The organism is Streptomyces sp. NPDC012637 (assembly GCF_042954805.1).
Taxonomy (GTDB): Bacteria; Actinomycetota; Actinomycetes; order Streptomycetales; family Streptomycetaceae; genus Streptomyces.
In genome coordinates this window covers 377,376-403,436 of sequence record NZ_JBIBDS010000005.1, presented here as the reverse complement: position 1 = coordinate 403,436, position 26,061 = coordinate 377,376, and the positions used below count along the sequence as shown (strand labels likewise).

Annotated in this window: 23 protein-coding genes; 5 read left to right on the top strand and 18 right to left on the bottom strand. The window is 72.6% G+C overall.

All coding sequences use genetic code 11. The features are described 5' to 3' along the window. Positions 1-54 precede the first annotated feature (54 nt). Positions 55-1,173 carry a DNA polymerase III subunit beta gene (gene dnaN, locus ACFY8W_RS22125; RefSeq protein ID WP_391107755.1) on the top strand — a complete coding sequence of 373 codons (1,119 nt, stop codon included), beginning with the start codon at positions 55-57 and terminating at the stop codon, positions 1,171-1,173. Between the two features lie 60 nt (positions 1,174-1,233). Here the strand turns inward: dnaN and ACFY8W_RS22120 are convergent, their stop codons facing one another. The 8 genes from ACFY8W_RS22120 to ureA all read right to left on the bottom strand — a co-directional run bounded on the left by ACFY8W_RS22120 (position 1,234) and on the right by ureA (position 10,555). Next, positions 1,234-2,580, bottom strand: coding sequence for a hypothetical protein (locus ACFY8W_RS22120; RefSeq protein ID WP_391107752.1), 1,347 nt, complete (start codon positions 2,578-2,580; stop codon positions 1,234-1,236). Positions 2,581-2,636: 56 nt separating this feature from the next. Beyond that, positions 2,637-4,268 (bottom strand): citramalate synthase, encoded by a 1,632-nt coding sequence (gene cimA, locus ACFY8W_RS22115; RefSeq protein WP_391107750.1) that lies wholly within the window; start codon positions 4,266-4,268, stop codon positions 2,637-2,639. A gap of 284 nt (positions 4,269-4,552) precedes the next feature. After that, positions 4,553-5,905, bottom strand: a complete 1,353-nt coding sequence (locus tag ACFY8W_RS22110) for an MFS transporter (protein WP_391107748.1) — start codon at positions 5,903-5,905, stop codon at positions 4,553-4,555. Positions 5,906-5,986: 81 nt separating this feature from the next. Next, a complete protein-coding gene (locus tag ACFY8W_RS22105) occupies positions 5,987-6,526 on the bottom strand; it encodes a TetR family transcriptional regulator C-terminal domain-containing protein (protein WP_391108281.1) in 540 nt (179 codons plus the stop codon). A 119-nt stretch (positions 6,527-6,645) separates the two neighbouring features. Next, a complete protein-coding gene (locus tag ACFY8W_RS22100) occupies positions 6,646-7,089 on the bottom strand; it encodes a hypothetical protein (protein WP_391107745.1) in 444 nt (147 codons plus the stop codon). A gap of 45 nt (positions 7,090-7,134) precedes the next feature. Beyond that, complete coding sequence (locus tag ACFY8W_RS22095; RefSeq protein WP_391107742.1) at positions 7,135-8,154, bottom strand: agmatine deiminase family protein; 1,020 nt, start codon at positions 8,152-8,154, stop codon at positions 7,135-7,137. Positions 8,155-8,174: 20 nt separating this feature from the next. Then, positions 8,175-9,857, bottom strand: a complete 1,683-nt coding sequence (locus ACFY8W_RS22090) for an urease subunit alpha (protein WP_391107739.1) — start codon at positions 9,855-9,857, stop codon at positions 8,175-8,177. Further along, entirely contained in the window at positions 9,857-10,555 is a 699-nt protein-coding gene (ureA, locus tag ACFY8W_RS22085; protein ID WP_391107736.1) for an urease subunit gamma, read from the bottom strand. The genes ACFY8W_RS22090 and ureA overlap by 1 nt, the downstream gene beginning before the upstream one ends. Before the next feature lie 193 nt (positions 10,556-10,748). Here ureA and ACFY8W_RS22080 point away from each other — a divergent pair, with 193 nt between their 5' ends. Next, positions 10,749-12,203 carry a cytosine permease gene (locus tag ACFY8W_RS22080; protein WP_391107733.1) on the top strand — a complete coding sequence of 485 codons (1,455 nt, stop codon included), beginning with the start codon at positions 10,749-10,751 and terminating at the stop codon, positions 12,201-12,203. A gap of 14 nt (positions 12,204-12,217) precedes the next feature. Here the strand turns inward: ACFY8W_RS22080 and ACFY8W_RS22075 are convergent, their stop codons facing one another. The 4 genes from ACFY8W_RS22075 to ACFY8W_RS22060 form a co-directional block, all read right to left on the bottom strand. Continuing rightward, on the bottom strand, positions 12,218-13,309 hold the full coding sequence (locus tag ACFY8W_RS22075; protein ID WP_391107730.1) for a branched-chain amino acid aminotransferase: 1,092 nt from the start codon (positions 13,307-13,309) through the stop codon (positions 12,218-12,220). A 252-nt stretch (positions 13,310-13,561) separates the two neighbouring features. Then, the gene (locus ACFY8W_RS22070) at positions 13,562-14,602 is read right to left on the bottom strand and encodes a 3-isopropylmalate dehydrogenase (RefSeq protein ID WP_391107727.1); all 1,041 of its coding nucleotides are present in this window, start codon (positions 14,600-14,602) and stop codon (positions 13,562-13,564) included. Between the two features lie 77 nt (positions 14,603-14,679). Beyond that, positions 14,680-14,805: a hypothetical protein gene (locus tag ACFY8W_RS22065; protein ID WP_391107724.1), complete on the bottom strand. Its 126-nt coding sequence runs from the start codon at positions 14,803-14,805 to the stop codon at positions 14,680-14,682. 234 nt (positions 14,806-15,039) lie between these two features. Next, positions 15,040-15,927, bottom strand: a complete 888-nt coding sequence (locus tag ACFY8W_RS22060) for a LysR substrate-binding domain-containing protein (protein WP_391107721.1) — start codon at positions 15,925-15,927, stop codon at positions 15,040-15,042. 101 nt (positions 15,928-16,028) lie between these two features. Here ACFY8W_RS22060 and ACFY8W_RS22055 point away from each other — a divergent pair, with 101 nt between their 5' ends. Next, entirely contained in the window at positions 16,029-17,048 is a 1,020-nt protein-coding gene (locus ACFY8W_RS22055) for a zinc-binding dehydrogenase (protein WP_391107718.1), read from the top strand. Between the two features lie 33 nt (positions 17,049-17,081). Here ACFY8W_RS22055 and ACFY8W_RS22050 read toward each other — a convergent pair whose 3' ends face one another. Beyond that, on the bottom strand, positions 17,082-17,621 hold the full coding sequence (locus ACFY8W_RS22050) for a GNAT family N-acetyltransferase (protein ID WP_391107715.1): 540 nt from the start codon (positions 17,619-17,621) through the stop codon (positions 17,082-17,084). Positions 17,622-17,722: 101 nt separating this feature from the next. Here ACFY8W_RS22050 and ACFY8W_RS22045 point away from each other — a divergent pair, with 101 nt between their 5' ends. Next, complete coding sequence (locus ACFY8W_RS22045; protein ID WP_391107712.1) at positions 17,723-18,613, top strand: alpha/beta fold hydrolase; 891 nt, start codon at positions 17,723-17,725, stop codon at positions 18,611-18,613. 107 nt (positions 18,614-18,720) lie between these two features. On the opposite strand, the gene pruA is transcribed toward ACFY8W_RS22045, so the two are convergent. Next, entirely contained in the window at positions 18,721-20,352 is a 1,632-nt protein-coding gene (pruA, locus tag ACFY8W_RS22040) for an L-glutamate gamma-semialdehyde dehydrogenase (protein ID WP_391107709.1), read from the bottom strand. Positions 20,353-20,385: 33 nt separating this feature from the next. Then, positions 20,386-21,312, bottom strand: coding sequence for a proline dehydrogenase family protein (locus ACFY8W_RS22035; RefSeq protein WP_391107706.1), 927 nt, complete (start codon positions 21,310-21,312; stop codon positions 20,386-20,388). 193 nt (positions 21,313-21,505) lie between these two features. On the opposite strand from ACFY8W_RS22035, the gene ACFY8W_RS22030 reads away from it, so the two are divergent. Further along, positions 21,506-22,834 (top strand): helix-turn-helix domain-containing protein, encoded by a 1,329-nt coding sequence (locus ACFY8W_RS22030; RefSeq protein WP_391107703.1) that lies wholly within the window; start codon positions 21,506-21,508, stop codon positions 22,832-22,834. Positions 22,835-22,879: 45 nt separating this feature from the next. On the opposite strand, the gene ACFY8W_RS22025 is transcribed toward ACFY8W_RS22030, so the two are convergent. The 3 genes from ACFY8W_RS22025 to ACFY8W_RS22015 all read right to left on the bottom strand — a co-directional run bounded on the left by ACFY8W_RS22025 (position 22,880) and on the right by ACFY8W_RS22015 (position 25,994). After that, on the bottom strand, positions 22,880-24,058 hold the full coding sequence (locus ACFY8W_RS22025) for a hypothetical protein (RefSeq protein ID WP_391107700.1): 1,179 nt from the start codon (positions 24,056-24,058) through the stop codon (positions 22,880-22,882). A 4-nt stretch (positions 24,059-24,062) separates the two neighbouring features. Next, complete coding sequence (locus ACFY8W_RS22020) at positions 24,063-25,013, bottom strand: hypothetical protein (RefSeq protein WP_391107697.1); 951 nt, start codon at positions 25,011-25,013, stop codon at positions 24,063-24,065. Between the two features lie 402 nt (positions 25,014-25,415). Beyond that, a complete protein-coding gene (locus ACFY8W_RS22015; protein WP_391107694.1) occupies positions 25,416-25,994 on the bottom strand; it encodes a TetR family transcriptional regulator in 579 nt (192 codons plus the stop codon). Positions 25,995-26,061 lie beyond the last annotated feature (67 nt).

The window sequence follows — 26,061 nt, the reverse complement described above, 5'->3', positions numbered from 1 at the left end:
AAGGGTCCGCCGGGATTCCCGCCGTTGTCAGTGGTGGTCGCTAGCGTCGGCGGCATGGAATTCCGTATCGACAGCGGGGTGTTGACCGAGGCCGTGGCCTGGGCGGCCCGCGTGCTGCCCGCCCGTTCCCCCGTGCCCGTGCTCGGCGGCCTGCTCCTGGAGGCGGCGGACGGCCGGCTCGCCGTGTCCGGCCTGGACTACGAGGCCTCGGCGCGGACCGAGGTGGACGCCGACGTCCTGCGGGACGGCAGGGCGCTGGTCCTCGGGCGGCGGCTGCTCGACATCTGCAAGGTGCTGCCGCACGGGCCGGTGGTCTGCGCGACCGACGGGGCCCGGCTCGCGGTGACCGGCGGTGAGGCCCGGTTCGGGCTCTCGCTGCTGCCTCTGGACGACTACCCGGACCGGCCCGCACTGCCGGCCCCGCGCGGCGAGGTCGCCGCCGACGCCTTCGCGGCGGCGGTCGGGCACGTGGCGGTGGCCGCCGGCCGGGACGACGCGCTGCCGGTCCTCACCGGGATACGGCTCGGCCTGGACGGCACGACGATGACGCTGGCCGCGACCGACCGCTACCGGTACGCGGTGCGGACCATGGAGTGGAGACCCGACGCCGGGGCGGACGGGGCCGGGGAGCCCCTCGACGTGGTGGTGCCGGCCCGCCGGCTCACCGAGATCGCGCGCTCGCTGGCCGGCTCGGCCACGCTGCGGCTGGCCCTGGACGGCGGCCTGCTCGGCTTCGAGACCGAGGACATGCGCACCACCACCCGGCTCCTCGACGGCCGCCTGCCCCGGCACGACAAGCTGTTCGCGCTCGGGGAGCACGCGGTGGCGGTGACCGGGCGGGTCCCGCTGGTCGAGGCGGTGAAGCGGGTCGCGGTGGTCGCCGAGGGCGACAGCCCGGTCCAGCTCGCCTTCGACGGCACGACCGTCCACCTCCAGGCGGGCTACGAGGACGACGTCGCCTCCCAGCGGCTGCCCGCCGCCCTGACCGGCGCCGCGTCGATGACGGTCGCCTTCAACCCGGCGTACCTCCTCGACGCCCTCGCCTCCTTCGACGCCCCGCGACTCGCCCTGCACCTCCTCGGTCCGGGCCAGCGCGCCCTGATCACGGACGCGACGGAAGACGCCGAGAGCACCCACCGCCACCTGCTGATGTCGGTGAAGCCCCTGGTGTAGGGCGTGAGGGCGGAGAGCCCCGCGGCCGGACGGGCCCTGGGCGCCCCTGGGGGGGTGCCCCTAGAACCCGCCGCCGCCGTCGAAGCCCCCGCCGCCGTCGAAGCCTCCTCCGCCGCCGAAGTCGCCCGAACCGAAGTCGCCGCTGTTGAAGTCGGCTCCGGAGAAGTCGCCGCCCTGGAAGTCCTGGAAGTCGCCGCCCCCGTACTCGCCCGCGTAGGCCGGGGTGGAGAGCATCGAGCCGAGCATGGTGCCGACCAGGAGGCCGGGGAGCATGCCGCCGCCGAAGTAGCCGCCGGCCCAGGGGCCGTAGGCCGGGCCCGCCTCCCAGTAGGGGCGGCGCCCGTCGACCGTGTCGACGGTACGGGCCTGCGGGTCGAGGCCGTCGTCGAGGCGGGCCGCGTCGGCGGCGCAGACCGGGACCTGGCGGGCCGAGCCGCCCGCCGGGGACCAGGTCCGGTCCTCGGAGGCCGGACCGTGTCGCGGGTCGAAGAAGCACGGCGGTCGCCGCTCGGGCAGCGCCCGGCCCTCGCGGCGGGCGCCGAGGACGGCGAGCGAGAAGCGGCCGTCCTCCAGGGCCTGGGTGACCCCGCGCACCTCGTGCGGACGGGAGACCGAGCCCATGAGGGACTTGGCCCTGTCGTAGGAGTCCAGGGCCCGCTCGTAGTCGCCGCGCATGGCGTCGTCGGCGCCCGCCTCGGCCGGGTGGAAGTCGAGCCGTTCCAGCTCCTCGCCGAAGGCGGTGATGTCCTCGTCCACGACGACCCGCAGCTTGTCGAGGGCGGCGCGCTCCTCGGCCTCCCTGCGGAGCCTCTTCTGCCGGACGATCGCGTAGGCCCCGGCGCCGCCTGCGACGGCGACCGCGCCGAGGGTGACCAGTCCGGCCACCGGCACGCCGGAGTCCTCGCCGGCGGTGCCCCAGGAGGCCGGGGCGGAGCCGCGCATGGTGGGCAACGCCTGGTCGACGAAGTTGTTCAGCTCGGTCTCGGCGTCCACGCCGGGCTGGCGCACGGCCGTCACGAGGTTGTCCACGGCGTCGCGGGACATCACCGAGGAGTCCGCGGCGGCGTCGAACCCGTCACCGAGCCGTACGGCGTAGAGGCCGGTCACGCCGGTCTCGGTGCGCAGGTTGCGCAGCAGGTTCTCCGGCGGGAACTGCTCGTTCGCGGGCAGCACGGCCACGAAGAGCGGCTTGTCGGCGTCCTTGATCTTCTGGGCTATGGCGTCCGCGTCGGCCCTCGACAGCTGGCCGGCCGCGCCGGGGTCGACGTAGACCGGGCCCTGTTTCAGGGCCGCGGCCGCGTCGGATACGCCCGTGGCCCTGGCCCCCGCGGACGGGGCCAGGACCAGGAGCAGCAGCAGCGCAAGGCCCGCGAAGGCCGACACGAGGGGGAAGGGCCTGGTCCTCATGTCTTGACGCTACCCCGAATGGACCAAAACCAGACATTCCGGGCGGCGGTCGCCCCTTACTCGGCCGGGTCGATGCCCGCCCGCAGCAGTCCGTACGTGAAGGCGTCCTCCAGGGCCTGCCAGGAGGCCGCGATGACGTTCTCGCCGACGCCGACGGTCGCCCACTCGCCGTTGCCGTCGCTGGTGGTGACCAGGACCCGGGTCGTGGACTCGGTGCCGTGGCGGCCTTCGAGGATGCGGACCTTGTAGTCGATCAGCTCGAACTTGGCGAGCTGCGGGTAGATCCGCTCCAGCGCGACCCGCATCGCCCGGTCGAGGGCGTTGACGGGGCCGTTGCCCTCGGCGGTGGCGACGATCCGCTCGCCCTTGGCCCACAGCTTCACGGTGGCCTCGTTGGCGTGGGTGCCGTCCGGACGGTCCTCGACGATCGCGCGCCAGGACTCCGTACGGAAGTAGCGGCGCGGCCGGCCCTCCGCCTCCTCGCGGAGCAGCAGCTCGAAGGAGGCGTCGGCGGCCTCGTACGTGTAGCCCTTGAGCTCGCGCTCCTTGACCCGCTCGACGACCCGGGCGACCAGCGCGCGGTCGCCGCCCAGGTCGACGCCCAGCTCCTTGCCCTTGAGCTCGATGGAGGCGCGGCCCGCCATGTCGGAGACCAGCATCCGCATGGTGTTGCCGACCAGCTCGGGGTCGATGTGCTGGTAGAGGTCGGGGTCCACCTTGATGGCCGAGGCGTGCAGGCCCGCCTTGTGCGCGAAGGCGGAGACACCGACGTACGGCTGGTGGGTGGACGGCGTGAGGTTGACGACCTCGGCGATGGCGTGGGAGATCCGGGTCATCTCGGCGAGCGCGCCGTCGGGCAGCACCCGCTTGCCGTACTTGAGCTCCAGGGCCGCGACGACCGGGAAGAGGTTGGCGTTGCCGACCCGCTCGCCGTAACCGTTGGCGGTGCACTGGACGTGGGTGGCGCCGGCGTCCACGGCGGCCAGGGTGTTGGCGACGGCGCAGCCGGTGTCGTCCTGGGCGTGGATGCCGAGGCGGGCCCCGGTGTCGGCGAGGACCGTGGAGACGACGGCCTGGACCTGGGCGGGGAGCATGCCGCCGTTGGTGTCGCAGAGGATGACGACGTCGGCGCCGGCCTCGTGCGCGGTGCGCACCACGGCCTTCGCGTAGGCGGGGTTCTCCTTGTAGCCGTCGAAGAAGTGCTCGCAGTCGACGAAGACGCGGCGGCCCTGGGAGCGCAGGTGGGCGACGGTGTCGCGGACCATCTCCAGGTTCTCGTCGAGGGTGGTGCGCAGCGCGAGCTCGACGTGCCGGTCGTGCGACTTGGCGACGAGGGTGATCACCGGGGCGCCGGAGTCGAGCAGCGCCTTGACCTGCGGGTCCTCGGCGGCGTTGCCACCGGCCCGGCGGGTGGCGCCGAAGGCGACGAGCTGCGCGTTCTTGAACGCGATCTCCTGACGGGCGCGGGCGAAGAACTCGGTGTCGCGCGGGTTGGCGCCGGGCCAGCCGCCCTCGATGAAGCCGACGCCGAAGTCGTCGAGGTGCCGTGCGATGGTCAGCTTGTCCGCGACCGTCAGGTTGATGCCCTCGCGCTGCGCGCCGTCGCGCAGCGTGGTGTCGAAGACATGGAAGCTGTCGTCGACGCGCCCGGCGCCGACGCGCCCGCTCTCGCCGTTCTCCGTGGTCATGACTGTGTTGGCTCCTGTCGGATGTGGCTCCGGAAGGTCTGGATCCACTTGCCCCCATTCTCACGCGCTGTCCGCTTCCGGCGGTGGTGGGGCCGGAAAACGAAAAAACCCCTCGCGGGTGCGAGAGGTCTGCGCGCGGGTCTGGGGCACGGTGGCCGCCGCCGCGGGGGTTGGGCTCCCACGGTCAGCGGTCACTGCGGACCGGCGCGCTGCTGCCGATAATCATGGCGGTAGCAAGCACGTCGGCAGTCTGCCACACCCGCGCGCGGCGGTGGACGCGGATCTCACGATGCGGAATCGACGGCTGCTTCCCTCGACCGTACGGGCGCGGAGGCCGTACCGGCCTCGCTTCCGGCGGTGCGGCCCACCCGGCCGAGGTCGATGTCCCGGGTCTCGCGCATGGTGACGTAGACGACCAGCGACACGGCGGCGCAGCCGGCGACGTACCAGTAGTAGCCGGACTCGACGCCCGCGTCCTTGAACCACAGCGCCACGTACTCCGCCGTGCCGCCGAACAGGGCGTTGGCGATCGCGTACGGCAGGGCCACGCCGAGCGCGCGGATGCCGGTCGGGAAGAGCTCGGCCTTCACGCAGGCGTTGATCGAGGTGTAGCCGGTGACGACGACCAGGGCGAGGAGGGAGAGGCCGAGCGCCGGCCAGAACGAGCCCGCGTGCTGGAGCATCGTCATGATCGGCACGGTGAGGAGGCTGGAGCCGACCGCGAAGGTGATGAGCAGCGGACGGCGGCCGATCCGGTCGGAGAGCCGGCCGGCGAGCGGCTGGAGGCAGGCGAAGACGATCAGCGCGCAGAAGGAGACCAGGGTCGCGGTCTGCTTGGGCAGTCCGGCGGAGTTGGACAGGTATTTGGTGAGGTAGGTGGTGTACGTGTAGTAGGCCACCGTGCCGCCCATGGTGAGCGCGATGACGAGGAAGGCCTCGCGCCGGTGCGCCCACAGGGCCTTCACGGTGCCCTTGTCGCCGCTCGCGACGCCGGCGTCCGCGGTCTCCTCGTACACCTCCGTCTCCAGCATCGTGCGCCGCAGGTAGAAGACGACGGCCGCGCCGAGGGCGCCGACGATGAAGGGGATGCGCCAGCCCCAGCTGTGCAGAGCCTCGGTGGACATGGTCCGCTGGAGCACGATCTGCAGGCCGAGGCCGAGGACCTGACCGGCCGTCATCGACACGTACTGGAAGCTGGAGGCGAAGCCGCGGTGCTTCGGCGCGGAGGCCTCGGTGAGATAGGTGGCGCTGGCGGCGTACTCGCCGCCGACGGAGAGGCCCTGGAGGAGACGGGCGACGAGGAGGACCGCGGCGCCGCCGTATCCGGCGACGGCGTAGGTCGGGGCGACGGCGATGAGCAGCGCCGAGGCCGACATCAGCGTCACGGTGAGGGTCAGGGCCGCCTTGCGGCCCTTGCGGTCACCGACCCGGCCGAGCAGCCAGCCGCCGACCGGGCGCATGAAGAAGCCGACGGCGAAGATGCCGGCGGTGTTCATGAGCTTGGCGGTGTCGTTGCCCTCGGGGAAGAACGCCCCCGCGAAGTAGGTCGCGAAGCTCGCGTAGACGAACCAGTCGAACCACTCGACCATGTTGCCGGCCGACCCGACCCAGATCTTCTTCCAGTGTTCTCGTCCCATGGCCTCGAACCGTGCCGGAGGCGGCCGGGCGGCAACAAGGGTGCACGGGGCAACGATCAGGAGTACTTACGTGCCTAACGGTCACAGAAGCAGGGTTTCGGCGACGAACTCCCTGACGTGGGCGAGGACTTGATCGCGCCCAGTGCCCGGGATGCCGACGGCGACGTGCACGCTGAAGCCGTCGAGCAGAGCGCGCATCCGGTGTGCGAAGCGGTCCGGGTCGACGGGCCGGAACTCGCCGCGCGAGACGCCCTCGGCGAGGATCGCGACGAGGTCGCGGTGCCAGGCGCCCTCGATGGCGGCCTGCCGGGCGCGGGCGTCGTCGTCGGCGTTCTGCGAGCGGTTCCAGACCTCGAGCCACAGCGTCCAGTGCGGGTCGCGCGGCCCGTCCGGCACGTACACGTCGACGTATCCGTCGAGCCGCTCCCGCGCGGTGCCGGGAGCGGACAGCAGCGCGCTCCGCTCGGCCCCGAGCCGGCCCTCGCTCCACTCGAGCGTCTGCAGCAGCAGCTCGTCCTTGGTGCCGAAGTAGTAGAGCAGGTGCCCGCTGCTCATGCCGACCTGCCGTCCGAGCCCGGCCATGGTCAGCCCGTCGAGCCCGCGCTCGGCGATGGTGTCCATGGCCGCGGCGAGCACGTCCTCGCGGGGCGGGGCGGCCTGGTTGCGGCGGCGCGGGTGGGGGGCCGGGCTCGGGGTCGGGGTCGGGTCGCTGCTCTGACTCACTCGTACGTTCTACAGGATCAGCCGTTGTCCGGTATCTCGCCGCCGGGCCCGCGCCCGAAGGCGTGCAGCATCACGTCGGCCAGGTCGGCCTCGGGCACCCGGGCGCGCAGCCCGGCGAGCACGGGCGGCAGGTCCTCGTCGTCGATCACGCCCAGGTGCTCCTGCCGCAGTTCGTGGATGACCTCGACGATCTCGGGCCGGAGCTCCATCCAGTCCCGGGAGGTGCGGATCTCCTCGGCGACCTCGTCCATGAACCAGCGCAGGACGTCGTACGGGATCTCGCGCTCGCCCCCGCGTGCGTCGAACCAGACGCTCGGCTCGCGCGCCGGGTCCTCGTCCGGCACGGTCGCCACCACGAGCATCCGCTGTCCGGCCGCCTCGTCGAGTTCCAGGTACCAGGCGTCGTCGGCGACGGAGTACAGCCGGGTGATCGTGTACCGGCCGGAGGCGTGGGTGCTCATGGCCGCACGCTGTCACACGGCGTGCGGCCACGACCAGCGGGTTTCTCAGACCGCCGGCTGCTGCTGGGTGATGCAGTGGATGCCGCCGCCGCCCGCGAAGATCGGCCGCGCGTCGACCAGGACGACCTCGCGCTCCGGGAAGAGGCGGCGGAAGATCTCCGCGGCGACCTCGTCGTGGGGGTCGTCGAAGCCGCAGAGGACCACGCCGCCGTTGCACAGGTAGTGGTTGATGTACGAGTAGTCGACCCAGTCGCCCTCCTCGTCCTTCAGGACGGTCGGCGCCGGGACCTCGATGACCTCCAGGGGGCGGCCCTGGGCGTCGGTCTGGCCGCGGAGGAGGTTGACGTAGAGGCGGGAGCGCTCGTAGTCGGGGTGGTGCGGGTTCTGCTGGCTGTGGACCAGGACGGTGCCCGGGCGGGCGAAGGCGGCGACGATGTCGACGTGGCCCTGGGTGCCGAAGAGTCCGTAGTCGCCGGCCAGGCCGTGCGGGAGCCAGATCGCCTTGGTGGTGCCGAGCCTGGCGTGGATCTCGGCCTCGACCTCCTGGCGGTTCCACTCGGGGTTGCGGCCCGCACCGAGCTGCACGGTGTCCGTGAGCAGGACGGTGCCCTCGCCGTCCACGTGGATCGCGCCGCCCTCGTTCACCAGGGCGCTGCTCACCACCGGGACGCCCGCCGCGTCCGCCACATGGCGGGCGATCTTGGAGTCGTGCTCCCAGCGGGCCCAGTCCTGCGCGCCCCAGCCGTTGAACACCCAGTCCACGGCGGCCAGCCGGCCCTCCTCGTCCTTCACGAAGGTGGGTCCGATGTCGCGCATCCAGGCGTCGTCGAGCTCCCGCTCCAGGAGTTCCACGCCGTCGCCGAGGAGGGCGCGGGCGGAGTCCGCGTCGCCGGGCGCGACCACCATCGTCACCGGCTCGAAGCGGCGCACGGCGCGGGCCACGGTAGCCCACGCCTCGCGGGCCTCGGCCAGCTCCTCCTCGTTGGTGAAGGTGGGGTTGGTGCTGGGCCAGGCCATCCAGGTGCGCTCGTGCGGCGTCCACTCGGCGGGCATGCGGTACGTCATGGGATCAGGTCCTAGCGGGGTCAGAGGAAGTAGAGGCGGTTGAGGGAGACGGAATCGGCCGCCTCGGAGCGGATCGGCGAGCCGTCCAGCGAGACGAGGCCGGTGTGGCCGTCGACCTGGACGTCGCCGATGCGCGAGTTGAGCAGCAGGTCGGCGGGGCCGATGCCGCGGGTGCCGCGCACGGGGACGCGACGGCGCCGGGTCGGCATGCGGTCGGAGCCGAGGTCGACGGCGGCCTGGGCGACGAACGCGACCGAGATGTCGGCGGCGGTCGCGCCGTGCCCGCCGAACAGCGGACCGAGGACGAGCGGTTCGCAGGTGTCGGTGGCCGCGTTCGGATCGCCCACGACCCCCCACGCGGGGAAGCCGGACTTCAGCACCAGCTGCGGCTTGGCGCCGAAGAACTCCGGCCGCCACAGCACGACGTCGGCCAGCTTGCCGACCTCGATCGAGCCGATCTCGTGCGCGAGGCCGTGGGCGATCGCCGGGTTGATGGTGAGCTTGGCCATGTAACGCAGGACGCGCGCGTTGTCGTCGTGCGCGCCGTCGCCCTCCATGGGCCCGAGCTCGGCCTTCATCTTCCCGGCCATGGCGAAGGTCCGGCGTACGGTCTCGCCGGCCCTTCCCATCCCCTGCGCGTCGGACGACGTGATGCCGATCGCGCCGAGGTCGTGCAGGACGTCCTCCGCCCCCATCGTCCCGGCCCTGATCCGGTCCCGCGCCATCGCGGCGTCGCCGGGCAGGTCCGTCTTCAGGTCGTGGACGGACACGATCATGCCGTAGTGCTCGGCGACCGCGTCCCGCCCGAAGGGCAGGGTCGGGTTGGTGGAGGAGCCGATCACGTTCGGCACGCCCGCCATCTTCAGCACGTTCGGCACGTGTCCGCCGCCACAGCCCTCGATGTGGAAGGCGTGGATCGTCCGCCCCTCCAGGACCGCGAGGGTGTCCTCCACGGACAGGCACTCGTTCAACCCGTCACTGTGCAGGGCGACCTGCACGTCGTGCTCCTCGGCGACCCGCAGCGCGGTGTCCAGGGCCCGGGTGTGGGCGCCCATGTCCTCGTGGACCTTGAAACCGGACGCGCCGCCCTCGGCGAGCGCCTCCACCAGCGGCGCCGGGTCGGAGGAGGAACCGCGGCCGAGGAAACCGACGTTGACCGGCCACGCGTCGAAGGCGTTGAAGGCGTGGCGCAGGGCCCACGGCGAGTTGACGCCGACGCCCCAGACGGGGCCGAACTCCTGGCCGATGACGGTCGTCACGCCGCTGGCGAGGGACGCCTCCATGATCCGCGGCGACAGCAGGTGCACGTGGGTGTCGACGGCTCCGGCGGTGGCGATCAGGCCCTCGCCGGAGACGATCGAGGTGCCGGTGCCGACGACGACGTCGACGCCGTCGAGGGTGTCGGGGTTGCCGGCCCTGCCGATGGCGTGGATGCGGCCCTCACGGATGCCGATCGACGTCTTGCGGATGCCCTGGACGGCGTCGATCACGAGGACGTTGCTGATCACGACGTCACAAGTCTCGCGGACGGCGGCGGCCTTCAGGTGGAGCCCGTCGCGGGCCGTCTTGCCGAAGCCGGCGAGGAACTCGTCGCCGGGCTTCTGGGAGTCGGACTCGACGCGGACGACGAGGCCGGAGTCTCCGAGGACCACCCGGTCACCGGCGCGCGGGCCGTGTACGGAGGCGTACTCGTAGGGGTCCATCACTCACTCTCCTTCGGGGCGTCGGCGCCGAGATATCCGCAGGCCACGGCCCTGCGCAGGGCCTCCTCGCGCGCCCCGGGGGCGTCCAGCGGGCCGTCGACGAGGCCCGCGAAGCCGATGGCGACCCGGGCGCCGCCGATGGGCACGAGGCCGATCTCGGCCTCGCCGCCCGGGTCGAAGCGGAACGAGGCGCCGGCCGGGATCGCGAGCCGCATGCCGTAGGCGGCGGCGCGGTCGAAGTCCAGGCGCGGATTGGCCTCGAAGAAGTGGAAGTGCGAGGTCACGCTGACCGGCACGGCGGCGGTGTTGCGCACGGTCAGCGTGACCGCCGGCGCGGTCTCCTCGTACGCGGGCCCGGGCAGCAGCGCGCCGGGCGCGCCCGGTCCGAGGGTGCCCCCGCCGATGGGGTCGGAGACCACCGCGAGCCGGGACCCGTCGTCGAAGACCGCCTCGACGTGGACCTCGGTGACGACGTCGGCGACGCCGGGCAGCACGTCCTCGGGTCCGAGGACGGAGCGGGCCGCCTCGATCGCCTCGGCGAGTCGCTTGCCGTCGCGGGCCGCCTCGCAGACCGTGTCCGCGACGAGGGCCGTCGCCTCGGGCACGTTGAGCCGAAGGCCGCGGGCCCGGCGGGCCCGGGCGAGCTCGGCGGCACCGAAGAGCAGCAGCCGGTCGCGTTCCGTGGGGGTCAGTCGCACTTCCGTACACCTCCTGTTTGAGCGACACTCTAAATGTTGTCGCGGCATCTTCCAAGCATTGACGTGGCCGACAGGGATGAGTCACATTGGCTGACATTGAGCGGCACTCTAAATGGATCACGCACACGGCGGATCTCGCTCAGGAACCCCCCACTCCCCCGCCCCGCCCCCACCCCAGCCCCCGGGAGTCCCCATGGCGATAGAACAGCGCGGAGTCGACACCATCCCCGAGGTGGAACGCACCAGCGGCCCCCGCGACCTCGTCTCGATCCTGCTCGGCTCGAACCTCTGCCTCGGCGTGATCGTCTTCGGCTGGCTGCCGGTCTCCTTCGGTCTCGGCCTGTGGGCCTCGGTGACCTCCGTCGTCGCCGGCACCCTGGTCGGCGTCGCCGTCACCGCCCCGCTCGCGCTGATCTCGCTGCGCACCGCCACCAACCTGTCCACCTCCTCCGGCGCCTTCTTCGGCGTACGCGGCCGGCTGGTCGGCTCCGTCGTCGGCCTGCTGCTCTCCCTCGGCTACACCGCGCTGACCCTCTGGATCGGCGGCGACGTGATGGTCGGCACGCTGGAGCGGCTGGTCGGGCTGCCCACGGGCGGCGCGGCGCACGCCGCCGTGTACGCGCTGCTCGCCGCGCTCACCGTGGTCGGCGCCGTCTACGGCTACCGGCTCCTGCTCAAGCTGAGCCAGGCCCTGGCGATCGGCATGACCGTGCTGCTCGCGATCGGTCTCGTCGCGTACGCCGGGGACTTCACCACCGCGGCCGTGCCGGACACCCCGTACCTGCTCGGCTCGTTCTGGCCGACCTGGCTGCTCTCCGCGGTCGCCGCCGGGCTCAGCGGCCCGGTCGCCTTCATCACCCTGCTCGGCGACTACACCCGCTACATCTCGCCGGAGAAGCACAGCCCGAAGAAGGTCTGGCGGGCCACCTGTCTCGGCCTGCTCGTCGGCCTGCTCGTGCCCCAGCTCTTCGGCACCTTCACCGCGCTCGCGGCCGGCGCCGGCGCCGACTACGCCGGACCGCTGGTCGCGGCCTCGCCCGTCTGGTACCTGGTCCCGCTGCTGCTGGCGGCCACCGCCGGCTCCGTCGGCAACGCCGGGCTGATGCTCTACTCGATGGGCCTCGACCTCGACGCGATCCTGCCGAAGGCCACCCGGGCCCGCGCCACCCTGGTCGTCGCGGCCGTCGCCACCGCCTTCGTGTTCCTCGGCCACTTCGCCTCGGACGCGCAGACCGCGATGACCTCCTTCGTGCTGCTGCTCACCGCGATCGGCACGCCGTGGGCGGTCATCACGCTGATCGGGCACCGCCGTTGCCGTGGTACGTACGACGCCGAGGCGCTCCAGGTCTACAACCGGCGCTCGCGCGGCGGCGTCTACTGGTTCTCGGCCGGCTGGCACCCGCGCGCCACCGTCTCCTGGGTGATCGGCGCGGCGGTCGGCCTGGCCGCCGTCTCCACCCCGCTCTACGAGGGCCCGCTGCTCGCGCTCACCGGCGGCATCGACTGCAGCTTCGTGCTCTCCGGGATCGTCGGCGGCGTGCTGTACGCGGTGCTGACGCCGGCGCCGAAGGCCGCGGAGGACGCCCACGACGCGGAAGCGCCCGGGACGGTGACCGTCCCGGGCGCCCTGGTGGACTCGGAGTCGTGACTCCGGAACCCTGACTACCGGCCCAGCTCGTGCATCCAGCCGTGGACGTCCTCGGCCGTCCCGGTCTGGATGGCGAGCAGCGCCTCGCGCAGCTTCATCGTGACCTCACCGGGCTCGCCGCCCGACTGCTGCCACTCGCCCCGGGCGGACTTGACCGTGCCGACCGGGGTGATGACGGCGGCGGTGCCGCAGGCGAAGACCTCGGTGAGCGTGCCGTTCTCGGTGTCGGCCTGCCACTGGTCGATGGAGACGCGCGACTCCTCGGACTCGTAGCCGAGGTCCTTGGCGACCTGGAGCAGCGAGTCGCGGGTGATGCCCTCCAGGATCGAGCCGCTGAGGGTCGGGGTGACGATCCTGTTCCCGTACACGAAGTACAGGTTCATGCCGCCGAGTTCCTCGACCCACTTGTGCTCGACCGCGTCGAGGTAGCAGACCTGGTCGCAGCCCTTCTCCGCCGCCTCGGCCTGCGCGAGCAGGGAGGCCGCGTAGTTGCCGCCGGTCTTGGCGTCGCCCATGCCGCCGGGGACGGCGCGGACGCGGTCCTCGGAGGCCCAGATGGAGACGGGCTTCACGCCGCCCGGGAAGTACGGGCCGGCCGGCGAGGCGATGACGACGAAGAGGTACTCGTTGGCCGGGCGGACGCCCAGGCCGACCTCCGTCGCGATCATGAACGGGCGCAGGTAGAGCGAGGCCTCGCCGCCGTGCTCCGGGACCCAGGCCTCGTCCTGGCGGACCAGCGCGTCACAGGCCTCGATGAAGGTCTCGACCGGCAGCTCGGGCATGCCGAGCCGGTGCGCGGAGCGCTGGAAGCGGCGGGCGTTGGCGTCGGGGCGGAAGCTGGCGACGGAACCGTCGGGACGGCGGTAGGCCTTCAGGCCCTCGAAGATCTCCTGGGCGTAGTGCAGGACGTTGGTCGCCGGGTCGAGGGAGAGCGGGCCGTAGGGCACGAGCTGGCCGTCGTGCCAGCCGCGGCCCTCGGTCCAGCGGATGGTGACCATGTGGTCGGTGAAGTGCCGGCCGAATCCCGGGTTGGCCAGGATCGCCTCCCGCTCCGCGTCGGACAGCGGGCTGGAGGAGGGCTTGAGCTCGATGGTGGGCGTCGTCATGAGTGCTTGTCCTTCACCGGTTGTGTGGGTCGGACCGCGCTCACGCCGCTCCGCAGTCACGCAAGTCACTGCTAGGACGTCCGAGCTTTCCCGCATGCCGCGGCCCCACGTTCGATTATCGCGCGTGGGGGCCGGTGCACGAAACGGTGTGTACGCGGTCCAGGGTTCGATGGTGGCACCCCGCGACCGCACAGGTACAGCCGCCGGGTGCGAAGTGCGACCCGGCGGCTGGGTGAGAAGTTCAGCGGCGGGTCAGCTCGCTACTCGTACCGCGAGCGCGTCGCCGATCTCGTCCGTGCTGCGGACCGTGTCGCCGCGCTCGGTGAGGTCGGCGGCGACGGCCGCCTCGATCCTGGCGGCCTCGGACTCGTATCCGAGGTGGCGCAGGAGGAGGGCGACGGAGAGGACCGTGGCCGTCGGGTCCGCCTTGCCCTGGCCCGCGATGTCCGGCGCGGAGCCGTGGACCGGCTCGAACATGGACGGGAACTCGCCGCTCGGGTTGATGTTGCCCGAGGCGGCGACGCCGATGCCGCCGGAGACGGCCGCGGCGAGGTCCGTGATGATGTCGCCGAAGAGGTTGTCGGTGACGATGACGTCGAAGCGGGCCGGGTCGGTGACGAGGAAGATCGTCGCGGCGTCGACGTGCAGGTAGTCGGTCGTGACCTCGGGGAACTCGGCCGCGACCTTGTTGAAGATGTTCGTCCACAGGTGGCCCGCGAAGGTCAGCACGTTGTTCTTGTGGACCAGCGTCAGCTTCTTGCGGGGGCGGGCCTGGGCGCGGGCGAAGGCGTCCCGGACCACGCGCTCGACACCGTAGGCCGTGTTGACGGAGACCTCGGTGGCGACCTCGTGCTCGGTGCCCTTGCGGATGGTGCCGCCGTTGCCGGTGTACGGGCCCTCGGTGCCCTCGCGGACCACGACGAAGTCGATCTCGGGCTGGCCGGCGAGCGGGGTCGCGACGCCGGGGAGCAGCTTCGAGGGACGCAGGTTGACGTGGTGGTCGAACGCGAAGCGCAGCTTCAGGAGGAAGCCGCGCTCCAGGACGCCGGACGGGACCGACGGGTCGCCGATCGCGCCGAGCAGGATCGCGTCGTGCTGCTTGAGGGCGTCGAGGTCGGCGTCGGTGAGGGTCTCACCGGTGGCGTGGTAGCGCTTGGCGCCGAAGTCGTACTCCTTCGTCTCCAGCTTCACGTCCTGGGGAAGCGCGGCCGCGAGGACCTTGAGGCCCTGGGCCACGACCTCCTGGCCGATGCCGTCGCCGGGAATGACTGCGAGATCGATGCTGTGAGACATGTCGGCACCCTACTCTTCGTCCCATCGTCTGACACGCTCCGTCCACCATGTGGACGAACGGACAGCCGTACGGCGGATCAGTGGCCGGTGGAGCCGCCGTTGTCACGGCGGTCGAGGGAGCGCTGGAGGGCGGCGGCGGCGTTCTTGCGGGCCTCGTCGCTCGCGGCGGAGTGACGGACGCGGCGGGTGGTCTGAGCGGCCATGAGGGGTCGACTCCTTGAGATCAGTACTCCGGACGTGCGGGTACGGAGTGGCGTGGTGATCGAAGGCGCCGGAAAGGGGCGGGGAGCGCCGCCGCAGGGGTTGCCTGCCTGGGGGCGTCGCGCTCGCGTCCGCCTGCGCTCGATGGAGCGGGACGTTCGGCTCCTACAAAGCTAGGCGAGAACCCCGCATCTGTCTCCACAATTACTCGGACTTCCTACTATCTGAGACGGCGATCAGTCCGCCCGGCCGCGCAGCTCGCGGATCAGTGCCCGCACGGCGAGGGATCGCGCCAGCTCAGGGGTGGTGACATAGCCGACCGAGCGGGTGGGGCGGTCCGGTCCGAGGTCGGTGATCTCCACCGAGGGCGGTGATCCGATCAGGGACAGCTCCGGCATCACGGCCATGCCGAAGCCACTGCTCACCATCGAGAGCACCGCTCCGTCGTCCTCGGCCTCCACCGTCGCCGCCGGCAGCCACTCCTGGGCGGCCCACCACTCCCGGGTGTACGAGGTGCAGTTCTCCGCCCAGTCGACCAGCGGCAGCGAGCGGGGCGCCGGATGCCCGGCCGGGTGGACCAGCGCGTACCCCTCCTCCAGGAGGACACCCCCCACGAGTCCGGGCGGCACGGGCGAGGTGGTGCCGATGGTCGCGATGCCGATGTCGGCCCGCCCGTCGAGGACTTCGCCGGCGGTGCCGGGCCCCACCTCCCGGACGATCCGCACCTCGGGCACGAGCTCCGGGTGGCGGGCCGTCAGGCGCGCCAGGGCGCCCGGCAGCAGACGCAGGGCCGCGCTGCGGAAGGCGGCGATCCGCAGCGGCCCGGCGACGGCCCCGCTCCCGCCGCCGGCCGCGGCGCCCCGCACCTCCGCCGCCATCACGTCCAACAGCCGCAGCACCCGCCGGGCGTGCGCGAGCGCCCGCTCCCCGGCCATGGTCGGGGTCGCCCCGGTGCGGCCCCGGTCGAAGAGGACGGCCCCGAGCTTGCGCTCGCTCCCGCGGACGGAGTGGGAGACGGCGGACTGCGTCATGCCGAGCGCGGCCGCGGCGGCGGAGAAGCCGCCCTCGCGCCCGACGGCGAGCAGGACGCGCAGTTCGCCCGGGCCCGGGTAGGGGTCTGTCATCTCGGCTCTCACCTCGGAGTATGAGCAGGTTTCATGGATCGGCCTGTGCCATCGACGCAACCTACTGCCCGGCCGCCGGATTCCTTCCTACGGTCTGCGGCATGACGAACGAGACCATGATCACCGTCCAGCAGACCGCCCGCCCCGACGGCTTCCCCACCTCCGACCTCTTCCGATTCGTCGAGTCCCCGGTGCCCGCGCCCGAGCCGGGCACGGCCCTGGTCGAGAACCTGCTCTGGTCCGTGGACCCGTATCACCGCGAGGCGATGGACAGCGACGTCCTGTGGACCCTGAACGCGCCCATGGAGGGCCGCACCCTCGGCCGGGTCCTGGACTCCCGGGATCCTGCGCTGCGCCCCGGCGACCTCGTGCTGCACCGCGAGGGCTGGCGGACCCATGCGCTGGTCACGCGCACCGAGGTCCGCCCGGTGCCGGACCTCGGCCCCGGCGTCCCGCTCGCCGCGCACCTGAGCCTGCTCGGCGGCACGGGCCTCTCCGCGTACGTGGGCCTGACCCGGATCGCCCGGCTGCAGCCCGGCGAGGACCTGTTCGTGTCGGCGGCGGCCGGCGGGGTCGGCACGGCGGCCGGCCGCTTCGCGCGGCTGCTCGGCGCCGGACGGGTCGTCGGCAGCGCGGGCTCGGCGCGGAAGGTCGCGCACCTCACCGAGCGGATCGGCTTCGACGCGGCCTTCGACTACCACGACGGGCCGGTCGCCGAACTCCTGGCGAAGGCCGCGCCGGACGGTCTCGACGCGGTCCTCGACGGGGTGGGCGGCGATCACCTGGAGGCGTCGATCGCCTCCCTGCGCGAGTACGGCCGGATCGCCTGGGTCGGCGCGGTCGCCCAGTACCACTCCGCGGCCACTCCACCGCCGGCCCCGCGCAACCTCTTCGAGCTGGTGGAGAAGAGCATCCGTCTGGAGGGCTTCCTCGTGCGGAACCACAGGGACGCCCAGGAGGAGCTCCACGACTTCGCCGTGCCCCACCTCCGCTCCGGGCGGCTGGAGCTCGACACCACGGTCGTCGAGGGCTTCGAGCACATCGTGACGGCGTTCCTGGGGATGCTGCGCGGCGAGAACACCGGCAAGATGCTGGTCGCGCAGTCCAGCCGGCTCAACTGACCGGATCGGCCGGGAAATCGGCCCGGCACGGCCTCACAGCACGTCGCCGTTCCGCCAGTCGAAGACGAGCGGGTCGGCGGGGTCCGGAAGCGGGTGCCAGGCGGCCGGAAGGAGGTAGGTGGAGCCCTCCTCGTCGGGAAGCCGGACGATCCCGTCCGGGCTCAGCGTCTCGATCCGCCCTTCCCACGCCCGCCAGCCGCAGGCCGTGTAGAGCGCGGCCCCGTCGTCGGAGGCGGAGAGCGCCCCGAACGCGTACGCCCCGTCGATCACCCGCTCCAGCTCCACCATCACCGTGCCCCCGAGCCCTTGGCGCCGCACGTCGGCCCGGACGGCGACGCCTTCCACGTACCCGACGCGGTACGAGTGCCCCCGGTGCAGCACGCGCCGCTGGGTGACGGCCCCGTGCGCGACGAGGCCGCCCCGGTCGTCCTCGATCAGGACGTGGACGCCGCCGAGGGTGTGGTCCCAGTCCTCGTCCTCGAAGTCGCCCTCGAAGGCGACGTCGAGAAGGTCCCGGACGGCACGGAGCTGGTCGACGTCGAGTTCATGGGTGGGCACGGTCCACAGCTTCATCCACCCAGTCTCACACCTAACCCCCAATGATTTATTGACAGGTTAGTCACGGGACGCTTGACTCTCCCCATAACCACTCATCCTCACGCAAGGGGTTAGAGATGACGTCCCTGCTCCCGGTCCGCCACCGCACCGTCACCGTCCACGGCCACGAGATCCATTACCGGGAGGCGGGCCCCGCCGACGCGCCCGTGCTGCTCCTGCTGCACGGCTTCCCGACCAGCTCGCACATGTTCCGGGACCTGATGCCGCGGCTCTCCGGGACCTACCGCCTCATCGCCCCTGACCACCTGGGCTTCGGCCGCAGCGCCGCGCCCGACGCCGCCGACTTCGACTACACCTTCGCCGCGCTGGCCGCGCTCACCGACGCGTTCACCCGCGCACTGGGCCTCGACCGGTTCGCCCTCTACATCCAGGACTACGGCGCCCCCATCGGCCTGCGCCTCGCCCTCGCCCACCCCGAGCGGGTCACCGCGATCATCAGCCAGAACGGCAACGCCTACGAGGAGGGTCTCGGCGCCGAGGCCTGGGCCCCCGTCCTCGCCCTGATCGCCGAGCGCACCCCCGAGACCGAGGAGGCCGTCCGCGCCATCCGCTCCCCCGACGGCATCCGCTGGCAGTACGAGACGGGCGTTCCCGACGAGTACCGCGAGCTGCTCAGCCCCGACGCCTGGCACCACGACGCCGCCCTGATGGCCCGTCCGGGCCAGGACGAGATCCAGACCCGCCTGATCGCGGACTACGGCTCCAACTTCGCCCTGTACCCCGCCTTCCAGGAGTACTTCCGCAGCTCCCGGGTCCCGCTCCTCGCCGTCTGGGGCGAGGGTGACGAGGTCTTCGTCCCGGCCGGCGCCGAGGCCTTCCGCCGCGACCTCCCGGACGCCGAGGTCCACCTCCTGCCCACCGGCCACTTCGCCCTGGAGACCCACGCCCCGCGGATCGCCTCGCTGATCGACGACTTCCTCGCCCGGCGCGTGGTGAAGGGGGAATGAGCACCCCGGGGCGAACCGCCGGACATGAGAACCGCCCCCGTCCTCAGTTGGGGGACCGAGGAGGGGGGCGGTGATCAGGGCCGCCTCTGCGAGGCGGGGCGGAGGCGTCAGCCCATGTGCGGGTAGCCGTACTCCGTCGGCGGGACCAGCGTCTCCTTGATGGCGCGGGTCAGCGTCCAGCGCATCAGGTTCTGCGGGGCGCCCGCCTTGTCGTTGGTGCCGGAGGCGCGGCCGCCGCCGAAGGGCTGCTGGCCGACGACGGCGCCGGTCGACTTGTCGTTGATGTAGAAGTTGCCCGCCGCGAAGCGCAGCTTCTCCATGGTGTACGCGGCGGCGGCACGGTCGTTCGAGATGACCGAGCCGGTGAGCGCGTAGTCCGAGACCGACTCCATCTGGGCCAGCATCTCGTCGTACTTCTCGTCGTCGTAGACGTACACGGCGAGGATCGGGCCGAAGTACTCGGTCGTGAAGACCTCGTTCTCCGGGTCGGTGCACTCGATGACGGTCGGGCGGACGAACCAGCCCTCGGAGTCGTCGTAGGTGCCGCCGGCGACGATCGTGCAGCTGGCGTCGGCCTTGGCGCGGTCGATCGCGGCCTTGTTCTTGGCGAAGGCACGCTCGTCGATGACGGCGCCGATGAAGTTCGACAGGTCGGTGACGTCACCCATCTTGATGCCGTCGACCTCGGCCGCGAACTCCTCCTTGAAGCCCGAGTTCCAGATGGAGGCCGGGATGTACGCACGCGAGGACGCGGAGCACTTCTGGCCCTGGAACTCGAAGGAGCCGCGGGTCAGCGCGGTCTTCAGGACGGCGCGGTCGGCGCTCGGGTGCGCGACGACGAAGTCCTTGCCGCCGGTCTCGCCGACGATCCGCGGGTAGGAACGGTACGACTCGATGTTGTTGCCGACCGTCTTCCACAGGTGCTGGAAGGTCTTGGTCGAGCCGGTGAAGTGGATGCCGGCCAGGTCTCGGTGGTTCAGCGCCACCTCGGAGACGGCGATGCCGTCGCCGGTCACCAGGTTGATGACGCCCTTCGGCAGGCCGGCCTCCTCCAGGAGCTCCATGAGGAGCACGGCGGAGTGGGTCTGGGTCGGGGACGGCTTCCAGACCACCACGTTGCCCATGAGGGCGGGGGCGGTGGGCAGGTTGCCCGCGATGGCCGTGAAGTTGAACGGCGTGATCGCGTAGACGAAGCCCTCGAGCGGGCGGTGGTCCAGACGGTTCCACACGCCGGGGGAGTTCGCCGGCGGCTGCTCGGCGAGGATCTGGCGGGCGTAGGCCACGTTGAAGCGCCAGAAGTCGACGAGCTCGCACGGGGTGTCGATCTCGGCCTGCTGGGCGGTCTTCGACTGGCCGAGCATGGTGGAGGCGGCCAGCGTCTCGCGCCACGGGCCGGCGAGCAGCTCGGCGGCGCGCAGGATGATCGCGGCACGGTCGTCGAAGGACATCGCGCGCCAGGCCGGGGCGGCGGCCAGGGCCGCGTCGATCGCGTCCTGGGCGTCGGCCTGGGTGGCACCGCGGAAGGTGCCGATGACGGCCTTGTGGTTGTGCGGCTGGACGACCTTGAACTCCTCGCCGCCGCCCATGCGCTTCTCACCGCCGATGGTCATCGGCAGGTCGCGCGGGTTGTCGGCCAGCTCCTTGAGCTTGGCCTCCAGACGGGTGCGCTCGGCGGAGCCGGGGGCGTAGCCGTGCACCGGCTCGTTGACGGGAGTGGGGACCTGGGTCACAGCGTCCATGGTTCTCAAAACTCCTTCTGAGGGGTGTGGGGCTCAGCCCTTGGTGAGGATCGAGCGGACGAAGAAGAGCAGGTTGGCCGGCTTCTCCGCGAGGCGGCGCATGAAGTAGCCGTACCAGTCGGTGCCGTAGGCCGTGTAGACGCGCATCCGGTGGCCCTCGGCCGCGAGCCGGTTCTGCTCCTCGGTACGGATGCCGTAGAGCATCTGGAACTCGTACTCGTCCAGCTTGCGGCCGGCGCGGCGGGCCAGCTCCTGGCCGACGGCGATGAGACGCGGGTCGTGGGAACCGATCATCGGGTAGCCCTCGCCGTCCATGAGGATCTTCATGATCCGGACGTAGGCCTTGTCGATCTCGGGCTTGTCCTGGATGGCGACGGAGGCGGGCTCCTTGTAGGCGCCCTTCACGATCCGCACGCGCGAGCCGTTGGCGGCGAGGCGGCGGGCGTCCTCCTCGGTGCGGAAGAGGTACGCCTGGATGACGCAGCCGGTCTGCGGGAAGTCCTTCCGCAGCTCCTCGTGGATGGCGAACATCGAGTCCAGGGTGGTGTGGTCCTCGGCGTCGAGGGTGACCGTGGTGCCGATCCCGGCGGCGGCCGCGACGACCGGGCGGACGTTCGCCAGGGCCAGCTCGTGGCCGTTCTCCAGGGACTGGCCGAACATCGACAGCTTGACCGACATCTCGGCGCGCTCGCCGAGCCCGAGCTCCTCGAGGCGCCCGATCAGCTCCAGGTACGCGTCGCGGGCGGCGTAGGACTGCTCGACGGTGGTGATGTCCTCACCGACGACGTCGAGGGTGACCTCCAGGCCGCGGGCGGCCAGGTCCTGCACGATCGGGACGACGTCGTTCACCGTCTCGCCGGCGATGAAACGCGCCACGACCTGCTTGGTCCCGGGGGCGGCCGACACGAAACGGCGCATCTTGTCGCTGCGCGACGCGGCGAGGATCACGGGACCCAGCACGGGGACCTCCAGAGGGCAGGGCGACGAAAGGTGCGTACCCGGATTTTCGTAACCAACCGGGAACAGCACGGATAACCACCGTGAAACCTAAGGATCGCTCCGATCGTCCGCCATCTACAGCTGTCACGCATCCGTGGCCGCGCTCTCAGACATCTGTCTGAAGGATCGGCGGGATCGGTGCGAGAATGGCGCCGTGAAGGGCGATTACCAGGAGCTGGTCGACGAGATCTCGGCACTGCTCGGCACCCCGGCGACCCTGGAGAACCGCGACTTCGGGCTGATCGCCTTCGGCGCGCACGACAGCGACGACGACGAGGCCATGGACCCGGTGCGCACGCGCTCGATCCTGACCCGGAAGTCGACCCCGGCGGTGCGGTCCTGGTTCGAGGGCTTCGGCATCACCCGCGCGACCGGCCCGGTCCGCATCCCGGCCGCCCCGGAGGCGGGCGTGTTCCGGGCACGGATCTGCCTGCCCGTACGCCATCGGGGCATCGTGCTCGGGTACGTCTGGCTGCTCGACGCCGAGCCCGGGCCCTCGCACGAACGGCTGGGCGCCGCCATGGACGTCGCCGCGCGGATCGGCGAGCTGCTCGCCGACGAGGAGCGCGCCGGCGCCGACCTCTCCCGCGAGCTGCGGGCCACCCTGACGGCGGAACGCGGCTGGCAGTACGACATGGCCGTCGCCGCCCTGCGCACCGCCCTCGGCCCGGACGCCGACGGTCTCCACGCGCTGGTCTGCCTCGCGCCCTGGCCCGGCGAGGAAGCCCCGTCCCCGCGCGCGGTGCCGGCCGCGGCGGCCCTGTGCGCCGTGCCGTGGCGCCCGCAGGCCACCCCGGGCGCCGCGGTCACGGGCGGCCAGGACCCGGGCCGGGGTGCGGGCCCGGCCCGACGCCGGGGCCCGGCCCCGGCGTCCGCTGCGGGCGCCGGCTCCGGCCCGGCGGCCGCTGCGGGCGCGGTCCCGGGCGCCCCGGCCCCGTACGCCCCGGGCTCCGTCCCCGCCGGCGGCGAGGGCGGCGCGCACCGGGCGCTCGCCGTGCTCGTGCGGCTGCGGTCGGGCGACAACCTCTCCCCCGCCACCACCGCGGCCGGCCGCCTGCGCGGCACGGCGGGCCCCGCGGCCGTCGCCGGGATCGCCGCGCCCCGCCGCGGGCTCGCGGACCTCGACGCGTCCTGGCGCGAGGCCTCGTCGGCCGCCCGCGCGGCGACCGCGCAGCCGCATCTGGGGCCGCTCGCGGAGTGGGCCGCCATCGGCCCGTACCGGATGCTCACCGCGCTGCCCCCGGCCGAGCCGGACCCGGCCGTACGCGCCCTGCTCGCCCCGGCCCAGGCCGAACTGGCCCGCACGGCCGAGGTGTTCCTCGACCACGCGGGCCAGGCGGGGCGCACGGCCACCGCTCTCGGCATCCACCGCCAGACGCTCTACTACCGTCTCTCCCGCGTCGAACAGCTCACCGGCCTGGACCTGGACGCGGGCGAGGACCGCCTGCTGCTGCACATGGCCCTGAAGGCGGCGAAGCTGTAGGCGGTGGAGATCCCGGCCGCCGTCGGCGTTCCGCCGCCCGCCGGATCAGCGCCATTCGAGGAGCAGGCTCTGACCGTTCAGGGCCTCGGCCGGCACCTTCGCGGACGGCGCGCCCGGCTCCGTCCCCGCCACCCGGAAGCCGCGGAATCCCGCGTACGGGTCACCGGGCGGGTGCTCGACGAGGAGGAAGCGACTGCCGTCCGGGGAGACGACGAGCCCCTCGTTCCCGCCTCCGCCGGCCGCCGGCAGTGCGGGCCCCGGCGCGGCGCCCGGGGCGGTGCCGAAGGTCCTGAACGTGCCCTCCCGCGTGCGGCACAGCAGCCGGTCGGGGCCCGCCCAGCCGACCGCGTGCAGGCACTCCCCCAGGCTCGCGGCCCGCTCGGCGGCGGCCTCCGTCAGCGCCGTGGACCCCGCGGGGACGTCGAGCAGGACCTGGCCGCGGTCCTCGGTCGACGCCGTCGTCCGGCGCCCGTCCGGCGACACGTGCACCATCTCCGCCTGGACGGCGCGGGGCGGCCCGTCCAGGACCACGAGCGGCAGGTTCGCGGCGGCGGCCGGCCCCTCGTCGCGCAGGGCGGCGCTGCCGGTGACGGCGCGACTGCCGATGCGGGCGCGTCCGTCGGGCGCCTCGTACGTGAACCAGACGCGGCTCCCGTCGGGCGCGAAGACGGCGTTCTGCTCCCGTCGGCTCGCCCCGGGGCGACCGTCCCTCGCGGTGAGGTCGGTCAGTCCCTTCTCGTCCACGAAGCCGACGTGCGTCCCCTTGCCGTCGGGGGCCCGCAGGACCACGGCCATCCTGGTGAAGTCCCGGTCGAAGAGGGCCCGCACGCGGGGCACGACGCGTTCGAGGGCGTCGGACGTGTACACGGCGTCCGAGGGGTTCTCCCGGCAGAGGTCGAACAGCGGCGTCAGCACCGCCTCCCGTCCCGGCTCCTGCCAGAAGACGACGGACTCGGGGACGTCGAACGACCGCTCCGCGACCGGCTTCCAGGGACCCGGGTCCCATGACCGGACGCTGACCGCGACGAACCGGCCGCCCTTCATGCAGTCCGCGGACACCACCCGGTCCCGCCCCCAGGGGCCGGGCGCCGGCCGGGGCGAGGGGCTGTACGAAGGTGTGCGGGCGGAGTCAGGGGCGCGGCCCCGGCCCTCCTGGCTGCATCCCGCCAGGGCGAGGAGAGCGACGAGGGCGCCGAGCGCCGCCCTCACGCGTGTCGAGGCCATGCGGTCATCCCTCCGAGGCGGAGGCGTCGGCCGCGCGGCCCTCCCGCCAGGCCCGGCAGCTGGTGTCCTCCGGCCGGTCGTGGCAGGGCACCCACTGCTCCGCGTCCGGCTTGGACGCGTCCATGATCCAGAGCTGCTCCGGCCGGGCCGGGGTGGCCTCCGCGGCGAACGGCTTCTCGCCGTCCTTGAGCGTCACCGTGCCGAAACCCTGGTACGCGTCACGGTACTTGGCCTTGATCTCCCACGTGCAGGACCGCCCGCGGGTGAGTGCCTCGACCCGCAGCCCGCCGGGCGAGGCGCCGCCGCCCAGGTCGATCTTCCTGACCCCGAAGTAGGGCGCGCCCTGGTCGTCCCCCTCGTCGGTGATGACCGGAGTGGCGCCCGGAGTCGTCAGGTCGAAGAGCACGCCCTCGTAGGCGGCGCCGCCCTGGGACTGCCAGACGACGACCGTCTTCGCCGTGGGCGCGTGGCAGGAGACGTCGACGGCCTCCATGGACGTGATCGTCAGCTGGGCCTGCCGCTTGCTGAACAGATTGAGGTGGAGGGCGGTCGCGTCGGCCCCGGTGTACTTCATCGCCAGGTCCGTACGGTCCTCGAAACCCGACGGGTAGCGGATGGTGCGCCCGCCGAGCGACAGGAGATAGGCCCGCGCCTTCTCCGGGTCCCTCCTGGCGGCGAGTCCCTGTCGTTCCGCCTCGGTCAGGAGCCGGTCGAGGGCGACCTTCCAGCCCTGGGGCGGGGTCTGGTCGTAGTCGACGCCGACGGTGAACGGCGCTTCCTGCTTGTCCAGCGCGTCCTGGGCCTCCTGCTCCGACTTCGTCACGGCCGGCTGGGACATCACCTGCCATGACGTGGCCGCCACGGCAGCGACCACGGCGAGCCCGACACCGACGGCCACGCGCACGCCGATCGTCCGCCGCCGCTTGGCGGCCGGCAGATGGAGGGTGTTCGGCACCAGGGACTCGGCGACGAGGGCACCGACGGACGGCTCGGGCGGCTGCGAGGGCGCGGCTGCGGGTGCGGGGGACGGCGGGGGAGGCGCGGGCGCCTGTGCAGGAGGCCGGGGCGACGCGGGGGCGGGCGACGCGGGGGCGGGCGACGCGGACTGCGCGGGGGCGGGCGCCTCGGACTGCGCGGGAGCAGGCCCAGGCGCCGAGGCCGGCGCGTCGGCGGGCGTCCGGTCCGGCGGTGTCGGCGCCTGCGGTGTCGGTGCCTGATCCGGGTCCGGCGGAGTTCCCTGCGGTGGCGTCGCCGGCATGCGAGGCCTCTCTGTCGACGGGTCGGGGACGAGGAGCGGTGACGCCCCTCAGCCTAGACAAACGCCCGGGCAACTCCCGAGTGCCGCCCACGGGTTGACTCAGTCCCGCTCCCCCATCAGTACCCTGAGGCCTGCGGTGAGGTCGTCCGCCGTCGGGGCCGTGTCCGGGTCGACGACCCACTGGATCATCACCCCGGTCGCGAGGGCCTGGAGGAGCAGCCCGGCGACCCGGGCCTTCTCGGGCTCCGCCTCCGGGTCGACGCCGATCATGCCCTCGGCCATGCCGAGCCGGCCTTCCCGCTGCGGCTCCTTGATCGCCTCGCGGAGCTTCTCGTCGTCGTCGAGACGGGTGACGACCTCGGTCTGCAGCTTCCAGACGGGGCGGCTGGCCTCGGCGGCTCCGATCAGCGGCTCCCAGACGGCGCGGAAGCGCTCGTACGGATCGTCGGGAAGGCTCCCGGCCCCCTCGGCGTCGGCCCCGCCGACCCGGTCGCCCCACTCCTCCGTCAGTGCCAGGAAGGCCTGCTGGAGCAGGGCGTCCTTGGAGCCGTAGTGGTAGCCGATGGAGGCGAGGTTGGTGCCCGAGGCGGCCACCACGTCACGGGCGGTGGTGCGGGCGTAGCCCTTCTCCAGGAGGCAGCGCTTGGCGCCCTCCAGCAGGTCTTCCTTGTGTCCCATGACAGCACTGTACCCGGCCGATAAACGTCCGTGTAAGACGGATGTCTATCGACCGGGTACGAGGCGT